The 15827-nt window shown below is 69.6% G+C and carries 13 protein-coding genes and 1 pseudogene; 10 read left to right on the top strand and 4 right to left on the bottom strand.

The genetic code is table 11. From position 1 onward, the window contains the following. Positions 1-85: 85 nt before the first annotated feature. Positions 86-2749 carry an AfsR/SARP family transcriptional regulator gene (locus ACZ3I4_RS26130; RefSeq protein ID WP_465384642.1) on the bottom strand — a complete coding sequence of 888 codons (2664 nt, stop codon included), beginning with the start codon at positions 2747-2749 and terminating at the stop codon, positions 86-88. 177 nt (positions 2750-2926) lie between these two features. On the opposite strand from ACZ3I4_RS26130, the gene ACZ3I4_RS26125 reads away from it, so the two are divergent. The 9 genes and pseudogenes from ACZ3I4_RS26125 to ACZ3I4_RS26085 form a co-directional block, all read left to right on the top strand. Further along, positions 2927-4591: an ABC transporter substrate-binding protein gene (locus ACZ3I4_RS26125; protein ID WP_465384641.1), complete on the top strand. Its 1665-nt coding sequence runs from the start codon at positions 2927-2929 to the stop codon at positions 4589-4591. Positions 4592-4656: 65 nt separating this feature from the next. Beyond that, positions 4657-5664, top strand: coding sequence for an ABC transporter permease (locus tag ACZ3I4_RS26120; RefSeq protein WP_465384640.1), 1008 nt, complete (start codon positions 4657-4659; stop codon positions 5662-5664). Positions 5665-5678: 14 nt separating this feature from the next. Then, entirely contained in the window at positions 5679-6620 is a 942-nt protein-coding gene (locus ACZ3I4_RS26115; RefSeq protein ID WP_465384744.1) for an ABC transporter permease, read from the top strand. A gap of 5 nt (positions 6621-6625) precedes the next feature. Beyond that, a complete protein-coding gene (locus ACZ3I4_RS26110) occupies positions 6626-7609 on the top strand; it encodes an ABC transporter ATP-binding protein (protein ID WP_465384743.1) in 984 nt (327 codons plus the stop codon). Continuing rightward, positions 7606-8697 (top strand): ABC transporter ATP-binding protein, encoded by a 1092-nt coding sequence (locus ACZ3I4_RS26105; RefSeq protein ID WP_465384639.1) that lies wholly within the window; start codon positions 7606-7608, stop codon positions 8695-8697. The genes ACZ3I4_RS26110 and ACZ3I4_RS26105 overlap by 4 nt, the downstream gene beginning before the upstream one ends. Positions 8698-8782: 85 nt before the next feature. Then, complete coding sequence (locus ACZ3I4_RS26100; RefSeq protein ID WP_465384638.1) at positions 8783-9874, top strand: tetratricopeptide repeat protein; 1092 nt, start codon at positions 8783-8785, stop codon at positions 9872-9874. A gap of 3 nt (positions 9875-9877) precedes the next feature. Then, entirely contained in the window at positions 9878-10192 is a 315-nt protein-coding gene (locus tag ACZ3I4_RS26095) for an effector-associated constant component EACC1 (RefSeq protein WP_465384637.1), read from the top strand. Further along, positions 10189-12438, top strand: coding sequence for a CHAT domain-containing protein (locus ACZ3I4_RS26090; RefSeq protein WP_465384636.1), 2250 nt, complete (start codon positions 10189-10191; stop codon positions 12436-12438). The genes ACZ3I4_RS26095 and ACZ3I4_RS26090 overlap by 4 nt, the downstream gene beginning before the upstream one ends. Beyond that, a pseudogene (locus ACZ3I4_RS26085) lies at positions 12435-12914 on the top strand (tetratricopeptide repeat protein); the annotation flags it as partial. The gene ACZ3I4_RS26090 and the pseudogene ACZ3I4_RS26085, both read left to right, overlap by 4 nt. 161 nt (positions 12915-13075) lie before the next feature. Here ACZ3I4_RS26085 and ACZ3I4_RS26080 read toward each other — a convergent pair. Further along, the gene (locus ACZ3I4_RS26080) at positions 13076-13651 is read right to left on the bottom strand and encodes a TetR/AcrR family transcriptional regulator (protein WP_465384635.1); all 576 of its coding nucleotides are present in this window, start codon (positions 13649-13651) and stop codon (positions 13076-13078) included. 55 nt (positions 13652-13706) lie between these two features. Between ACZ3I4_RS26080 and ACZ3I4_RS26075 the strand changes: the two genes are divergently transcribed. Next, the gene (locus ACZ3I4_RS26075; RefSeq protein ID WP_465384634.1) at positions 13707-14180 is read left to right on the top strand and encodes a DoxX family protein; all 474 of its coding nucleotides are present in this window, start codon (positions 13707-13709) and stop codon (positions 14178-14180) included. Between the two features lie 52 nt (positions 14181-14232). Here ACZ3I4_RS26075 and ACZ3I4_RS26070 read toward each other — a convergent pair whose 3' ends face one another. Together ACZ3I4_RS26070 and ACZ3I4_RS26065 are read right to left on the bottom strand one after the other, a co-directional pair. After that, a complete protein-coding gene (locus tag ACZ3I4_RS26070) occupies positions 14233-15267 on the bottom strand; it encodes a hypothetical protein (RefSeq protein ID WP_465384633.1) in 1035 nt (344 codons plus the stop codon). Further along, positions 15264-15827: an RNA polymerase sigma factor gene (locus ACZ3I4_RS26065; RefSeq protein WP_465384632.1), complete on the bottom strand. Its 564-nt coding sequence runs from the start codon at positions 15825-15827 to the stop codon at positions 15264-15266. Before ACZ3I4_RS26065 ends, ACZ3I4_RS26070 begins: the two co-directional genes overlap by 4 nt.

The following is a 15827-nucleotide window of genomic DNA, read 5'->3' as shown; positions in this document are numbered from 1 at the left end:
CATGCCGGACTCCTTTCCCAGACGACAGGTCGGAATCGACGATCGCGCACGGTCCCTGCGGAATTCCTGCGGACGGCGGCGGTGGTCAGGACAGCCGCGAACGCACCTCGGCGGCGTTGGTGTGACCGAGCTCCTCGAAGATCCCGAGCGCCTCGCGCCACACCGCGGCGGCCTGTGTGTCGCGCCCACAGGCCTGGTGGGTGTCGCCCAGGTGGACCAGCGTGTCGGCCACCCAGTAGAGGTCGCCGACCTGCCGGTACAGCCGCAGGGCCGTCTCGTAGCAGCCGACCGCCGCGTCGTACTCCCCCAGGCCGTGCCGGATGAAGCCGAGGCTGTCCCAGACCGCGGCCTGGTTGTCGAGGTCGCCGTGCTCCGAGAGCGCCAGCGCCCGTTGGCAGAAGTCGAGGGCCCCGGCGAAGTCGCCCAGTTGCGCCCGGTAGAAACCGATGGTGTTGAGCGTGTTGGCGCTGCCGTCGCCGGAGAGTTCCAGAGACCGTTCGGCGTGGGCCAGGGCGTCGCGCATCCGGCCCTGCCGCTCGCACAGGATGGCCATCTCGTGGTGCAGCTGGGACTGCCCCTTGGCGTCCCCGTCCCGCTCGTAGTGCTCGAGAGCGCGTCCGTAGTGCCGGTCGGCCTCGTCGGCCCGGTCGAGCAGGGTCCAGGCCCGGCCCAGACGGTAGTGCGCGTAGGCCCGGGCCCGCTCGTCGCGCACCGCCGACACCGCCGCCTCCCACACGGTCACGAGGTCGTGCCACGGGCCCTGGCGATAGAGGAACGTGTCCAGCGTCCAGGCCACTTGCCAGGTCCGGTCGCCGCCGGTCCGGGCGGCCCACGCGAGCAGCACGGCCCGTTCCGCCGCGAACCAGCGCATCGCCGCGTCCTGATCGGCGAGCGGCTCGGCCGTCGTGGCCGGTTCGATCGGCAGTACCGGCGCCAGCCGGGTGGCCGCCAGCAGCATCGCGGCGGCAGCCGCCGTGCCGAGATAGTGGTCGAACAGCCGGGCCACGGCCTCGTCCCGGGCCGCCGGGTCGGTCTCCAGGTCTTGCGCGTACGCCCGCATGAGGTCGTGGAGCAGGTATCGGCCCGGCGCGTGCTCGGTGATCAGATTGGACCGCACCAACTCCGGCAGCTCCTCGCCGGCACCCACCGCCGCGGCCGAGAAGTCCGGGCCCGGGTGGGCCCCGATCAGCCGGAACAAGCTCGCGGCGGGCGGGCTGAGCGCCTCGTACGACCAGGAGAACACCGCCCGTACGTCGGTGTCCGGGGTGTCTCCGGCCAGGGTGGACCAGCGTTCCCGGGTGCCGGCCAGATCGTCGGCCAGGGCGGCCAGCCCGGCCCGGGGCTGCATGACGACATGCGCGGCGGCCAGCGTGAGGGCCAGCGGCAGCCGGGCGCACAACCCGATGATGGCGTCACCGGCCGCGGGCTCGGCGGCGATGCGGTCGGGGCCCAGCCGCCGGCCCAGCAGCTCCTGCGCCTCGTCGCGGCTGAACACGTCCAGCCGCAGCGGTCTGGCCCCGTCCGCGGCGACCAGACCGGTGAGCTGGTTGCGGCTGGTCACCAGGGTCACGCAGGCCCCGGCGCCGGGCAGCAGCGGGCGCACCTGGTCGCTGTCGCGCGCGTTGTCCAGCACCAGCAGGAGCCGCTTGCCGGCCAGCCGGCTGCGCAGCATGGCGGACTGGGCGCCGGCTTCGGCCGGGATGCGGGGCGCCGGGACACCGAGCGCGCCGAGGAAACTGCGGACCGCCTCGCCCGGGTCCATCGACGTGCCGCCCGCCCCGAAGCCGCGCAGGTTGACGTAGAGCTGCCCGTCCGGGAAGCGGGCCGCGGCGCGGTGCCCCCAGTGGATGGCCAGGGCGCTCTTGCCGACACCGGCCGAGCCCTCGATGACCGCGAGCGACGGAACCTTGTCGAGCCGGGCCAGCGCGTCGGCCCGGCCCGCGAAGTCGGCCACGTCGGCGGGCAGTTGGGCCGGCGCCGGCTCGATCGCGGCGGCGGACGTGGCCGCGGCCTCGTTGCTGATCAGGATGGCGGTGTGGGCGGCCTGGGTGGCCGGGGCCGGGTCGGCGCCCAGTTCCTCGGCGAGCCGGCGGCGCAGCGCGTCGTACTGGCCGAGCGCGTCGGCGGTGCGGCCGATCGCGTGCAGGGCCCGCATCAGCGCGACCGCGACCGGTTCGACCAGCGGCTGTTCCTGCGTGATCGCGCCGAGCGGCCCGATCACCGCGGCCGGGTCGCCCGCCTCGAGCTCGGCCTCGGCCCAGGCCACGACCGCGAGCAGGCGTTCGCGGTCCCAGGCGGCCCGCATCGAAGCGGCCCAGTCGCCGGTCAGCCCGGTCAGGGCTTCGCCGCGCCACAGCCGTACGGCCTCGCGCAGCCGACCGGCATCCCGGTGCTGTGCGACGAGCGCGCGGAACCGGAGCAGGTCGACCCGATCGGCGGGGAGGTCCAGCAGGTAGCCGCCGGACCGCCGGATCAGCGGGTCTCCCCCGCCGCGCCGCAGCGCTCCCCGCACCCGGGCCAGATGCGACTGCAACGCGTGCCGGGCCCGGGCGGGCACGGCCTCGCCCCACACCCGGTCGATCAGGGTTTCGGCGGTGACCACCCGGCCCGCCTCGCAGGCCAGCGCGGCGAGCACCGCCCGCTGGCGTGGTTCCCCGATCGGCAGTTGCCGGTCCCCGGCCCAGAGCTCCACCGGCCCCAGCAAACGCACTTCAAGCACAACACTCCCGGCGGTACTCCCGGCGATCATGATATCCACCCTCAACGATCCTTGATCTTCGGACCACAAAGGACACGATCCGATACCAACCCGGGACGCCATCGCCGTGAGTGGTTAGTGTCTCGCCAACGGTGACCACTTGTCGCCCCCGCCCGGCCGTACCCACAGGCCCCGGCGTAGTCCGTACCCATAGGACGAGGTGAGCAGATGCGTGCTTCAGGGAAGAGGCTCCGGACGGTCGTCGCGGCCGGTGCCGTGGCAGCGCTGGTGATCGGTGCGGCCGGCTGCGCCGACAGTGACCGTGACAATGGTGGCGAGGGCTCGGCCACCGGCGGCACGTTCATCTTCGCGGGGGCCGGTGACCCGAAGAACTTCGACCCGATCTTCAACGACGACGGCGAGTCGTTCCGGCCGATCCGGCAGATGTACGACACCCTCGTCACCCACAAGCCGGGCACGGCCGAGCTGACCGGCGGCCTGGCCGAGAGCTGGGCCAACGACCCGACCGGCAAGGTCTGGACGTTCAAGCTGCGTCCGGGTGTGAAGTTCCACGACGGCACCCCGCTCGACGCCGCGGCGGTCTGCGCCAACTTCGACCGCTGGTTCAACATGAAGGGCGAGGCCGCCCAGTCCCAGATGATCTACTACACCGACGTCTTCGGCGGGTTCGCCGGCAGCCCGGACGCCGTCTACGACAACTGCAAGGCGCAGGACGCCTCGACCGCGGTCGTGACGATGACGAAGTACAAGGGCGCTTTCCCGGGCGCGTTCGCGCTGACCGCGTTCTCGATCGCCAGCCCGGCCGCGATGAAGCAGTACAACGCCGACACGGTGACGCAGAACGGCGACTCGTTCGCCTACAGCGCCTTCGCCACCGAGCACCCGACCGGGACCGGCGCCTTCACGTACGGCGGCTGGAACAAGGCGACCGGCGAGATCACGCTGAACAAGAACCCCGACTACTGGGGCGACAAGGCCAAGGTCGACAAGTTGATCATCAAGGTGATCAAGGACGAGAACACCCGCAAGCAGGAGCTGCGCGCGGGCACGGTGCAGGCCATCGACTTCCCCGCCCCGGCCGACCGCAAGGCGCTGGCCGGCGAGGGCTACAAGGTGCTCGACCGGCCCGCCTTCAACATCCTCTACCTGGGGATCAACCAGAAGAACCCCAAGCTGAAGGACCTGCGGGTACGCCAGGCCATCGCGTACGCGCTCAACCGCGCCCAGCTGGTGCAGACCAAGGGGCCGGGCGGCTCGGTCGTGGCCGACGAGTTCCTGCCCAACACCGTGCTCGGGTACGCCCCCGACGTGCAGAAGTACGAGTACAACGTGGCCAAGGCCAAGCAGCTGCTGTCCGAGGCGGGCGCGACCGGGCTGACGCTCGACTTCTACTACCCGACCGAGGTGACCCGGCCGTACATGCCGAACCCGCAGGAGATCTTCACCGTGCTGGCCAACGACCTGCAGGCGGCCGGCATCAAGGTCAACGGTGTCCCGCGGCCGTGGAACGGCGGCTTCAAGGACGACGTGCAGCAGTTCGGCAAGCAGGACCTGCACATCCTCGGCTGGACCGGCGACTACAACGACCCCGGCAACTTCGTCGGCACCTTCTTCGGCCGGGCCAAGCCCGAGTTCGGCGACGACGCGATGACCGACATGTTCACCGCCATCGGCAAGGCCGACGCAACCGTCGACCAGGCGGCCAAGAAGACCGCGTTCGAGCAGGTCAACCGCGACCTCGCGGCCAAGTGGCTGCCGGCCGTGCCGATCTGGCACGCCCCGCCGGCCGTGGTCACCACCAAGAACGTCGACGGTCTGGTGCCCAGCCCGCTGACCGCCGAGCAGTTCAACACCGTCTCGCTGACCAAATAGGTTGTCACGGCCCGGCCCTGGAGGGCCGGGCCGTCCGGCGTGAACAAAAGGATGCGTCATTTCGCATGGTGAGAGTCATCTTGCGTCGCCTGGTCCAGCTCGTCGTCACCCTGATCGCCCTGACCACCCTGGTCTTCTTCTGGCTGCGCAGCCTGCCCGGCGGACCGGTAGACGCGCTGCTGGGCGAACGCGCGACCCCGCAGACCCGCGAGCTGCTGACCCGGGCCCTCGGCTACGACCAGCCGATCTGGGTCCAGTACGGCCGCTTCCTGCAGAACGTGGTGACCGGAAACTTCGGCAATTCCATCCGTACGGGCGAGCCGGTCACCGACGTGATCAGCCGGGCCTTCCCGGCGACCGTCGAGCTGGCCCTGGCCGCGATCATCATCGCGATCGGGCTCGGGGTCCCGCTGGGCTATCTCGCGGCCCGGCACCGCGGGCGGCTGCTCGACAACGCGACCATCATCGTCACCCTGGTCGGCATCTCGATCCCGATCTTCTTCCTCGGCTATCTGCTCAAGGACTGGCTGACCCAGGACATGCACCTGTTCCCGCCGTCCGGCCGGATCAGCACCGGCCTGGACAACACCGACGTGACGGGGTTCTTCGTGCTCGACGGACTGCTGACCCGGGAGCTCGACGCCTCGGCCGACGCCCTCTGGCATCTGGTGCTGCCCGCCCTCACCCTGGCCACGATCCCGCTGGCCATCATCATCCGGATCACCCGGGCCAGCGTGCTCGACGTGCTGGACGAGGACTACATCCGCACCGCCGACGCCAAGGGCCTGCGCAGCCCGACCATCCGCCGGCGGCACGTGCTGCGTAACGCCCTGCTGCCGGTGGTGACGATCATCGGCCTGCAGACCGGCGCGCTACTGGCGGGCGCAGTGCTGACCGAGAAGGTCTACAACTGGGGTGGCCTGGGCACGCTGATCACCGATTCGATCAGCGGCAGTCGCGACTACCCCGTGCTGCAGGCGCTGATTCTGCTCGCCGCGGCCGTCTTCGTCGTGGTCAATCTGCTGGTCGATCTCTCGTACGCGGTCATCGACCCGAGGGTGCGTGTGCGGTGAGCCGGCCCGGAGGAATGAGCACCCTGGGCGACCACAAGCGGGCCCGGATCGACGAGCTGATCGCCCGTACGTCCGAGCCGGGCGGGGTCAGCCTGGTCCGCGACGCCGGTCGCCGGCTCCTGCGCAACCCGGCCGCGATCGTCGGCGCCGCCATCATCCTGCTGTTCCTGGTGATCGCGATCTTCGCGCCGCTGGTGGCCCCGCACGACCCGGTGCAGCGATTTCCCGAGCTCACCGCCGACCTGACCGTCGACAACATCCCCGGCCCGAGCGCCGGGCACCCGCTGGGCAGCGATCCGCTGGGGCGCGACTTCGCGTCCCGGATGGTCTTCGGCGCCCGCCAGACCCTGTTCGTCGGGGTCCTGGCCACGCTGATCGGCCTGCTGCTCGGTGTGCTGCTCGGCGCCCTGGCCGGCGCGATCGGCGGGTGGGTCGACGTGCTGGTGATGCGGCTGACCGACGTCATGCTGGCCCTGCCCAGCCTGCTGCTGGCGATCACCCTGGTCGCGCTGGCCAGCCAGTCGACCCAATGGACGGTGATCATCGCGGTCGCGGTCGTCAACGTGCCCATCTTCGCCCGGCTGCTGCGCGGGTCGATGCTGGCCCAGCGGGAAAGCGATCACGTGCTGGCCGCCCGCGCGCTCGGCGTGAAGCAGCGCAACATCGTGCTGCGGCACATGCTGCCGAACTCGCTCACCGCGGTGATCGTGCAGGCCACCCTGACCTTCGCGGTGGCGATCCTCGACGCGGCCGCGCTGTCCTTCCTGGGCCTGGGCGACCCCGACATCAACCGGGCCGAGTGGGGCCTGATGCTGGGCGTCGACGGCGTGCGATATTTCGAGGTCCGCCCGGAACTGGCCTACTTCCCGGCCCTGGCCATCATCCTGGTGGCGCTCGGCTTCACCCTGCTCGGCGAAAGCATCCGCGAGGCCCTCGACCCGAAGAACCGGCGGTGACCGTCATGCCCCTGCTCGACGTACGGGATCTGTCGGTGGTCTTTCAGCGCAAGGGAACCCGGCCCGTCGCCGCGGTGGACGGCGTCAGCTTCACGGTGGAACCGGGCCAGACCGTCGGGCTGGTCGGCGAGTCGGGTTGCGGCAAGTCGGTGACCAGCCTGGCCATCATGGGGCTGCTCCCTCGCCGCGGCAACAAGGTCACCGGCGAGGTCCGGTTCGACGGCACCGACCTGCTCAAGCTGCGCCCGCAGGACTTGCGGGACTGGCGCGGCCGCGACATCGGCATGATCTTCCAGGACCCGCTGTCCTCGCTGAACCCGGTCATCCCGCTCGGCATTCAGGTGGCCGAGGTGCTGGAACGCCACCAGGGCCGGACCCGGCAGGCGGCGTTGCGCCAGGCCCGGGAACTGCTCGACGCGGTCGGCATCCCCGACCCGGCGCGGCGGCTCAAGGAGTTCCCGCACCAGCTCTCCGGCGGCATGCGGCAGCGGGCACTGATCGCCATCGCCTTGGCCTGCAAGCCGCGCCTGCTGATCGCCGACGAACCGACGACGGCGCTCGACGTGACCATTCAGGCGCAGATCCTCACCCTGCTCAAGGAACTGGTCGACGACTCCGGCACGGCGCTCGTGATGATCACCCATGACCTCGGGGTGGTGGCCGGGCTGTGCGACACGGTGAACGTCCTGTACGCCGGCAAGGTGGTCGAGCGGGCCTACCGCCACCAGCTCTTCGGCGAGCCGCGGCACCCGTACACCCACGGTCTGCTGCAGTCGGTGCCCCGCCTCGACGCGGACCGGGGCGAGCGGCTGCACCAGATCCGCGGTTCGGTCAGCGACAACATCCCGTGGCCGGAGGGCTGTGCTTTCGCGCCGCGCTGCGACCGGGTGATCGACGACTGCATCGGCGACACGGTCCCCCTCGAGCCCACCTTCCGCGGCGGCGCGCTGCGCTGCACCAACCCCGTACCGCAGGAGGTGCCGGCGTGAGCGAGACGCTGGTCGAGATCGACGACCTCAAGGTCCACTTCCCGATCAAGAGCGGACTGCTTTTCGACCGTACGATCGGGCACGTCTACGCCGTCGACGGGGTGTCGCTGACCATCAGCCGCGGCGAGACGTACGGCCTGGTCGGCGAGTCCGGTTGCGGCAAGTCGACGCTGGGCCGCGGCCTGCTCCGGCTGGTCGAGCCGACCAGCGGCGGCATAACCTTCGACGGCACGGACGTACGCGCGCTCACCGGCGAACGGCTGCGTCAGTTCCGCCGGCGCATGCAGATGGTCTTCCAGGACCCGATGTCCAGCCTCGACCCGCGGCAGTCGGTGGAGTCGCTGCTGACCGAGGGACTGAAGGCGCACGGCCTGCGGACCGGCGCCCACGAACGACTGCTGTCCACCCTGGACGCCGTCGGCCTGCCCGCGTCGGCGCTGAGCAAATACCCCCACGAGTTCTCCGGCGGCCAGCGCCAGCGCATCGGCATCGCCCGCGCCCTGGTGCTCGGCCCCGAGCTGATCGTGGCCGACGAGCCGGTGTCCGCTCTCGACGTGTCCATCCAGGCCCAGGTGGTCAACCTGCTCGGCGACCTGCAGGAATCGCTGGGACTGACCTACCTGGTGATCGCCCACGACCTGGCCGTGATCCGGCACATCTCCGACACGATCGGCGTGATGTACCTGGGTGCGCTGGTCGAGGAGGCCGACGCCGGCCAGCTGTACGCCCGTCCGCTGCACCCGTACACCCGGGCCTTGCTGTCGGCCGTGCCCATCCCCGACCCGCTGGTCGAGGACCGCCGCGAGCGCATGCTGCTGGTCGGTGACCTGCCGTCCCCGGCCAACCCACCGAGCGGGTGCCGATTCCGTACGCGCTGCCCCTGGTCGCAGGAGCGCTGCGCCACTTCACGGCCAGAGCTGCGGGTGTTCGACTCGTCGGGGCAGCGGGTGGCCTGCCACTTCGCCGAAGACATTCTGAGCGGCTCGCTGCAGCCGCACGAGGTGCGGGCGGAACTGGTCCGGCCGGATTCGGGCCCGGACGCGGCCGGCGAGCTGATCCCGACCCAGCCCGACCTGCCCACACCGTAGGCGTCGCCCACTCGGCCCCTTGATCAATGCGATTTACCCGATCAAGGGAGGGGTTCCGGCACGGCGGCGCGGTTCACTGGACCCCATGGTCGACACCGCTCGGGACGGAGAACCGGGACACCTGGCCCGTCTGTCACGGTGGGTGGAGGTACATCGACTGGCGGTTGCGGGCCACGAGGCCGACATCGCCCGGGCCGCCGGAGGCAGAGTGAGCCCGGTGTGGCTGTCCTGGTCGCGGTTCGCCGATGTGGCGGGCCTTGCGCGTTCGACGCTGACCTTGGGTGACGAAGCGGGCGCCCTGTACGACCTGGGCTGGGCCCAAACTTCTCTCGGGCAGCCATCGGAGGGTTTGACCAGCTATGGACGAGCGCTGGTCCTGTACCGGGCGGCCGGCGATCGTAGGAACGAAGCCGCCACCCTCAACAACATCGGCCTCTCGTACGGCGAACTCGGCAATCGCCGGCATGCCCTGACCTACTACTTGCAGGCACTGACCATCACCCGCGAGGGCGGCGACCGCGCCGGCGAAGCCAGCACCCTGAACAACGTCGGCGGTGTTCATGCCGGGCTGGGTGATCAGCAGCAGGCCCTGGCGTACTACCAACAGGCTCTGGCCATCCGCCACGACGTCGGCGACCGCGCCGGCGTGGCCACGACGCTCAGTAACATCGGCCTCGCGTACACCGAATTGGACGACCAGCAACAAGCCCTGGCGTACTACGAGCAGGCCCTGCCCATCACCCGCGAAGTCGGCGACCGCGCCGGCGAAGCCACCGTCCTGAACAACATCGGCAGCGTGTACGACAAATCGGGTGGCCCTCAGCAGGCCCTCGTCTATTACGAGCAGGCCCTTTCCATGCGACGCGAAATCGGCGACCGTGCCGGCGAAGCGTCCACCCTCAACAACATCAGCGCGGTGCTGTTCCAGCAAAACCAACTCTCCCAAGCGGAGGACGTCTTGGAGAGGTCCTTGCAAGCTCTGCGAGCCGTCGGTGATCGCAGGACAGAGGCGATGGTGAGCTTCAACATGGCGATTTTGTTGATGCATCTTGAGCAAGCGGACGACGCCGCCGAATCCCAGCGTCGGGCTATCGCTCTAGCCGAGGAAACCGAACACCCGGCGTTGCCCGAGATGCTGGAATTCCTCGAGAAAATACAGCGGACACTGGAGGGATAGTTGATGGGCAGTGCCACCCTTGAGGTGTCGGGACCTGATGCTGTGCGTTGGGCCGACGAACTGCGCGCTCGGCTCGCCGCGACCACTGACAGCGTTTCGCCGGTTGAGGTGTCGCGGTCGGCCGAGATGGTGATTGCCGTTGTCGGGCTGGCGTTTTCCGGTATTGACGCGGCCAAGACGATCTGGGACTGGTGGCAGGAGCGCCGCAAGGATGACGTATCCGTGCGGATTCTGCTCGCTGATGGGACCCAGCTCGAGCTGTCGGGCGTCAGCGAAGGACAGTTGGAGATCAGCTTTCGGAAGAACGACTCGCAGTGAACAACTTCGAGCTGGAGATCTTCGAGCAGACTTCCGACTACTCCGAGCTGCGGCTGTCCGCGGATGGTGGCGTACCGAAAACTCGGGGGTTGGATCGGGCGGCGATCGACGAGCTGATCGAGATGGTGGAGCGCGACTACAGCCGGCATGCGATCGCTCAGCGGGTTTTCGGATCGCCGCAGTTGCGGGAGCTCGGCATGAAACTGGCCGCGTTTCTCGACGGCAATGAACGCTGGCTTTCTCCGGTGCTCGCGGATCCCGACGGCAGCGTTTTACGGATCACGGCGGAACAGCGGCTGCGGCATCTGCCGTGGGAACTGGTTGCGCGCGACGACGCGCATCTGACGGTCGCCGACCACAGTGCGGTGCTGCCGGTGCGGGCGATCGGGGCCAACGCGGCGTTCAAGACCCCGATCAAGCCCGGGAACCGGCCGTTGCGGGTGCTGTTCATGGCCACTTCGCCGGAAGGCGCCGAGCCCGTGCTCAGCCACGAAGCCGAAGAGGCGGCAATTCTCAAGGCGACGTCCCGTACGGGAACCGAATTGGTCGTGGAGGAAAGCGGCACCCTGGACGGTTTGCGATTCCTCAGCCGCGACTACGAGGCGGGTCATTTCGACGTCCTGCACCTCAGCGGTCACGCCACCGTCGACGAGAACGGGCAGCCCACCTTTGTGGCCGAGAATGAACTCGGCGGGCTCGCCTTCGTCACCGCCGATCAGATCGCGGCCGCGATGGCCGGACGGTGGCCGCGGCTGGTCTTCGTCTCCGGCTGCCTCACCGCGAACTCGCCCGAAGGCGGCTCCTTCCCCTCGATGAGCGAGAGCCTCATTCGCGCGGGAGCTCCGGCCGTGCTCGGCTGGGCGCTGCCGGTCGGTGACGTTTCCGCGACCGAGTTCGCCGCCGAGCTCTACCGCTCGCTGGCCGACGGCGATCCCCTCGATCGGGCCGTCATCGAGGCCCGGCGGCATCTCTACAAGGAAAGGCGCAGCAACTGGCACCTGCTGCGTGTCTACGCCGACCGGTCGCCCCTGTCGGCCATGGTCACGCCCAAGAACACCAAGGGGCGCAAACAGATCCAGATCAAGCCGGCCGACCAGGAGTTCCTGGACCCGCAGACCCGGGTGTCGCGGGTCGCCTCGCGAGCCACCTTCGTCGGACGGCGCCGGGTCATCCAGCGCTGCCTGCGCGTTCTCAAGCAGACGATGGGCCAGCCCGGCGCCGCCGAAGCCCTCGTTCTGCAGGGCATGGGCGGTCTCGGCAAGAGCAGTCTGGCCTCCCGATTGCTCGAACGCATGCCCACCCACCAGCGCGTCGTCTGGTACGGCAAGGTCGACATGATCAAGCTCCGGGAACTCACCGCCAAGATCCGCTTCCCCACCCTGGACGAGCAGATCGAGGCGGCCAAGATTCTCGACAACGACCAGGTGCCACTGCCCGTACGCCTGCGCTACCTGCTCGACAGCGATGGGCCTCTCGGACAGACCCCGTGCTTGTTCGTGTTCGACGATTTCGAAGAGGGCAACCTCGACGGCAATTACGTACTGTCCCCCGAGATGGCCGACATCCTGCCCGCGCTGCTGACCGCCATCCGCGACACCGGCAGCTCCAGCCGGGTCATCATCACCAGCCGCTACCGGTTTCCCGCGCCCGCCGCCACAACCATCGCGGTAGAGTCCCTCGAAACCCTGACGGCGATCGAGCAGAACAAGAAGATCTCGAACCTGCCGAACCTGCGCCCCGGCTCCCGCGTCGACCTGACCATCCGCGACCGCGCCATCGAGGCCGCCGCCGGCAACCCGCGCCTGCTCGACTGGCTCGACCGGATCGCCGCCGACACCACCCTCGACGTGGCCGGCCTCATCACCGCCATCGAGAACGAGACGGACCGCTTCCGCCGCGAGACCATCCTGGCGAAGGGTTTGCTGGCCTCGCAGTCCCCCGACTTGCAGAAGATGCTGGCCAAGGTCAACGTCGTCGAACTCCCCATCCCCGCCGAGACGGTCTACGCGATCCACGACCACGCCGACGCCACCCACCACGTCGAACGGGCCGTCCAGCTGGGCCTGCTCGAGGAGGGCACCGACCCCGAAACCCACGAGCCGCGCTATTTCGTCTCCAACGTGCTGCGCCCACTGATCCGCCCGTTACTGACCGACGACGAGTACACCCAGTCCTGCGCCGCCGCCGCCCGTTCTCTCTACGAACTCTGGGTCACTGGTCCCGCTGCGGACGGCTCAACGCCATGACTTCCATGGCCCAGCTGGTGGAGCTGCACAGGCTGGCGGTGGAAGGCCAAGAGCCCGTGATCGCTCGCGACATCGGAACCAGGCTGGGTGACGCTTGGCTTCCCAAGTCACGGTTCGCCGATGTGGCAATCCTCGCGCGGGCGACGCTGACCTTGGGTGATGACGCCGACGCCCTCTACCATCTTGGTTCGGCGCAGTCCGCCCTCGGGCAACCTCGGGCCGCCTTGTCCAGTTACGGACGAGCGCTAGGCCTGTACCGCGACGCCGACGACCGCGGCAACGGCGACCGCGCCGGCGAAGCCACCACCCTCAACAACATCGGCCACGTGTATTACGCGCTCGGCGACCATCAGCAAGCCATCACCTACTACCGGCAAGCTCTTCCCATCCGACGCGAAGTCGGCGACCGCGCCGGGGAAGCGGTGACCCGGTACAACATCGCGCTGATCTATCGGGCGAACGGGGACCTTGATCGGGCGATCGACGAACTCGAGGCCGTCGTCGAACTGGACCGACAGGTCAGCCACCCCGACCTCGCCTCTGACACCGCCGTCCTTGAACGCGTACGCGAGGAACGTGCTCAGATGCGGAACGACAGTGACCGGTGCACCGGCACCGGGGACGAGGCCAGGGACGGTCAGGCGCGGAACGGGGCCACTGCGAAGTGGAGGGCTTCGCGGAAGAGGGGCCCGGTGATGTCGGGCGGTGGCAGTTGCTCGTTCAGTTCCAGGCTTACCATGCCGTGGACGACGGACCACAGGTGCAGCGCGACGCGCTCCGAGTCGGGCTCGGCCCGGAAGATCCCGGCCTGCTGACACCTCACGACCGCTTCGGTCAATGATCGGTAGGTGGCCTCGGCCGCCTCCTGGGGCTCGGAGCCGGCCGGCGTCCGGCCGAACATCAGGCCGTACAGGTGCGGGCTGGCCAGCGCCGCCTCCCGATAGGCGAGCCCCGACCCGATCAGGTCGGCCAGGGGGTCGTCGGTGCGCTCCACCGCGTCGAGCCGCGCCCAGAGGCGGCGGAAGCCCTCGTCGTGCATGGCCCTGAGCAGCCCGTCCTTGTCTCCGAACAAGGTGTACACCGGCATGGTCGAGATGCCGCAGGCATGGGCCAGCTTTCGCAGGGACAGCCCGGCCGGTCCGAACTCGGTCAGCAGGCGGGCCGCCTCGTCGATGAGGCGACTGGACAGATCGGACTGGTTGACGCGGGCCACAGACTGGACTATAACAGCGTTATAGCAATAACAGTGTTATAGCGAGGAGACGTTCGTGGAACCTCTGATCGCGCTGATCGTGGTGACTCTGGCCCTGACGGTGACGGGAGTGGCCGGCGTACGGCGGCTGAGATCGTGGACGGTCGTGCTCCGGGGCGGGCTGGCCGCCATGTTCCTGATGACCGGGGTCGCCCATTTCGTCGGCATGCGCGCCGAACTGGTGAGCATGGTTCCACCCGGTCTGCCGGCCCCCGGACTGCTGGTCACCGTGACCGGCATCCTGGAACTGGCGGGCGCGGCGGGACTACTGCTGCGGCGCACGGCACCGCTGGCCGCCACCGGTCTGGCACTGCTCCTGATCGCCATGTTCCCGGCCAACATCCATGCGGCCCAGGAAGGAATCACCACCAGCGCCGCCGACGCTCTTCTGCCGCGCACCTTGATGCAGATCGTCTTCCTGGCCGCGTGCGCCGCGATACCCGTCCAATATCTGCGCAACCGCCGGCAGGCCAAGGCCGGTATCGCCTGAGGCCGTCCATCCGGGTGCCGCGTGAGCACCCGGATGGACGGTCGCTCTCGGCCTAGCAGCCCAGGCCCTCCTTGTAGTTCCCCGGGTTCTTACCCGCGACGGTCTTGTCCGCGTACTCCCAGAGGACCTCGGGGAAGTCGCCCGGCTCCTCCATCTCCTTGAGGACCTTCCAGTTGTGCGTGCCGCGCAGCGCCTCGGCCGCCTTGGTCAGGGCGGCGTCGTCGCCGGCCTTCTTCGCCCGGAAGTACTCGTCGAGCCAGCCGCAGGCGACCGGGCCGGTGACCTCGGCACCGAACTGGTACGGGTCGTTGACGCCCAGGCCGGTCAGCTTCGACTTGTCGAAGTTGGGCGGCAGCGGGATGTCGGCCAGCACCTTGTCGAGAGCCGCCTCGGCCCGCTCGGGGGTGACGATGCTCGCGGGCAGCGCCGCCAGCCAGGTTTCCACGTCGACCTGCTTCACCTTGGCGATGACCTGGTCGAAGGTGGCCCGGGTCCAGGCGCCGCCGGCACGCATCTCGACGAAGCTGCCGTCGGCCGGCTCGAGCATCACCGCGAAGTCGGTGGCGGAGTAGGTGAAGATGTCGGCGTCGCGCCCGGCGACCTTGGTGGCCTCGGGGGCGCTGACGTGCTCCCGGTCCTCGTGGTAGTCGTCGTACTGGCCGGCCGGATACCAGTTCATCTCCAGATTGCGGTCGCCCTTGGTGAAGCCGATCGTGCCGGAGTCCTCGGTGAAGCCGTAGACGCTCACCGCGGTCCAGCCGGCCTCGCCGATCAGCAGGCGCGGGTTCTTCTCGGCCGCGGCCAGGGCGACCGGCGAGAACTTGACCCCCTTGCCCGCCGCGGCCGGCAGGGAGGTGGCGGGGGACGCGTCCGGGGTGGTCGTGTCGTGGCGGGTGATGACCGTCAGCGCCAGCACGCCGGTGACGGCGGCCGCCGCGGCCAGGGCGGGCACAAGACGGCGGACCAGGGAATGGCGGGGCTTGTCGCCCATGATCTCCTCCAGGAGGGCTTGCTTCTCGGCGCCCACATCGATCCGCCGGTACGGGTCGGCCGCGCGGACCACCTCGTCGATCTCGTTCCCGGTCATCGGCCCTCCTCCGGGGTGATTGCGGTCAGGACGTCGAGCACATGTCCGGCGTGGCGCGGATCGTCACCGAGCAGTTCGCGGACTCTCCCGCGGGCCCGGGACAGCCGGGTGCGGACCGCGGGCGCGCTGATCCCGAGCACGGTCGCCGCCTCGCGCGGTTCCAGGCCCTCCCACACGGTCAGCGTCAGCACCTCCCGGTCGAGCTCGCCCAGCCGGGCCAGCGCCGCGTGCACAGCCAGCCGCTCCGGCACCTCGGCGCCCGGATCCCCGGTGGTGGACGTCAACCGGCGGCGCAGCCGGGCACCGAGACGCTCACGGCGGATCCCGGCCCGGTAGTGGTTGGCCAGCACGCGACGGGCCACGCCGTACAGCCACAGCCGGGTCTCGCCCCCGCCCGGAAGTTCGTGCCGGCGGCGCCAGGCGACCAGGAAGGTCTCGGCGACCACGTCCGCGGCGTCGGCCGGCTGCTCCACCCGCCGCGACGCGTACGCCAGCAGGGGTTCGAAGTCGCTGTCGTACGCGCGGCAGAAGCGTTCCTCGTCCTCGGTTCCGGAGTTCAC

This window comes from Actinoplanes sp. NPDC021490 (genome assembly GCF_055562135.1).
Note: the sequence above shows the minus strand (reverse complement) of the source record. Positions and strands in the feature narration are given on the sequence as shown.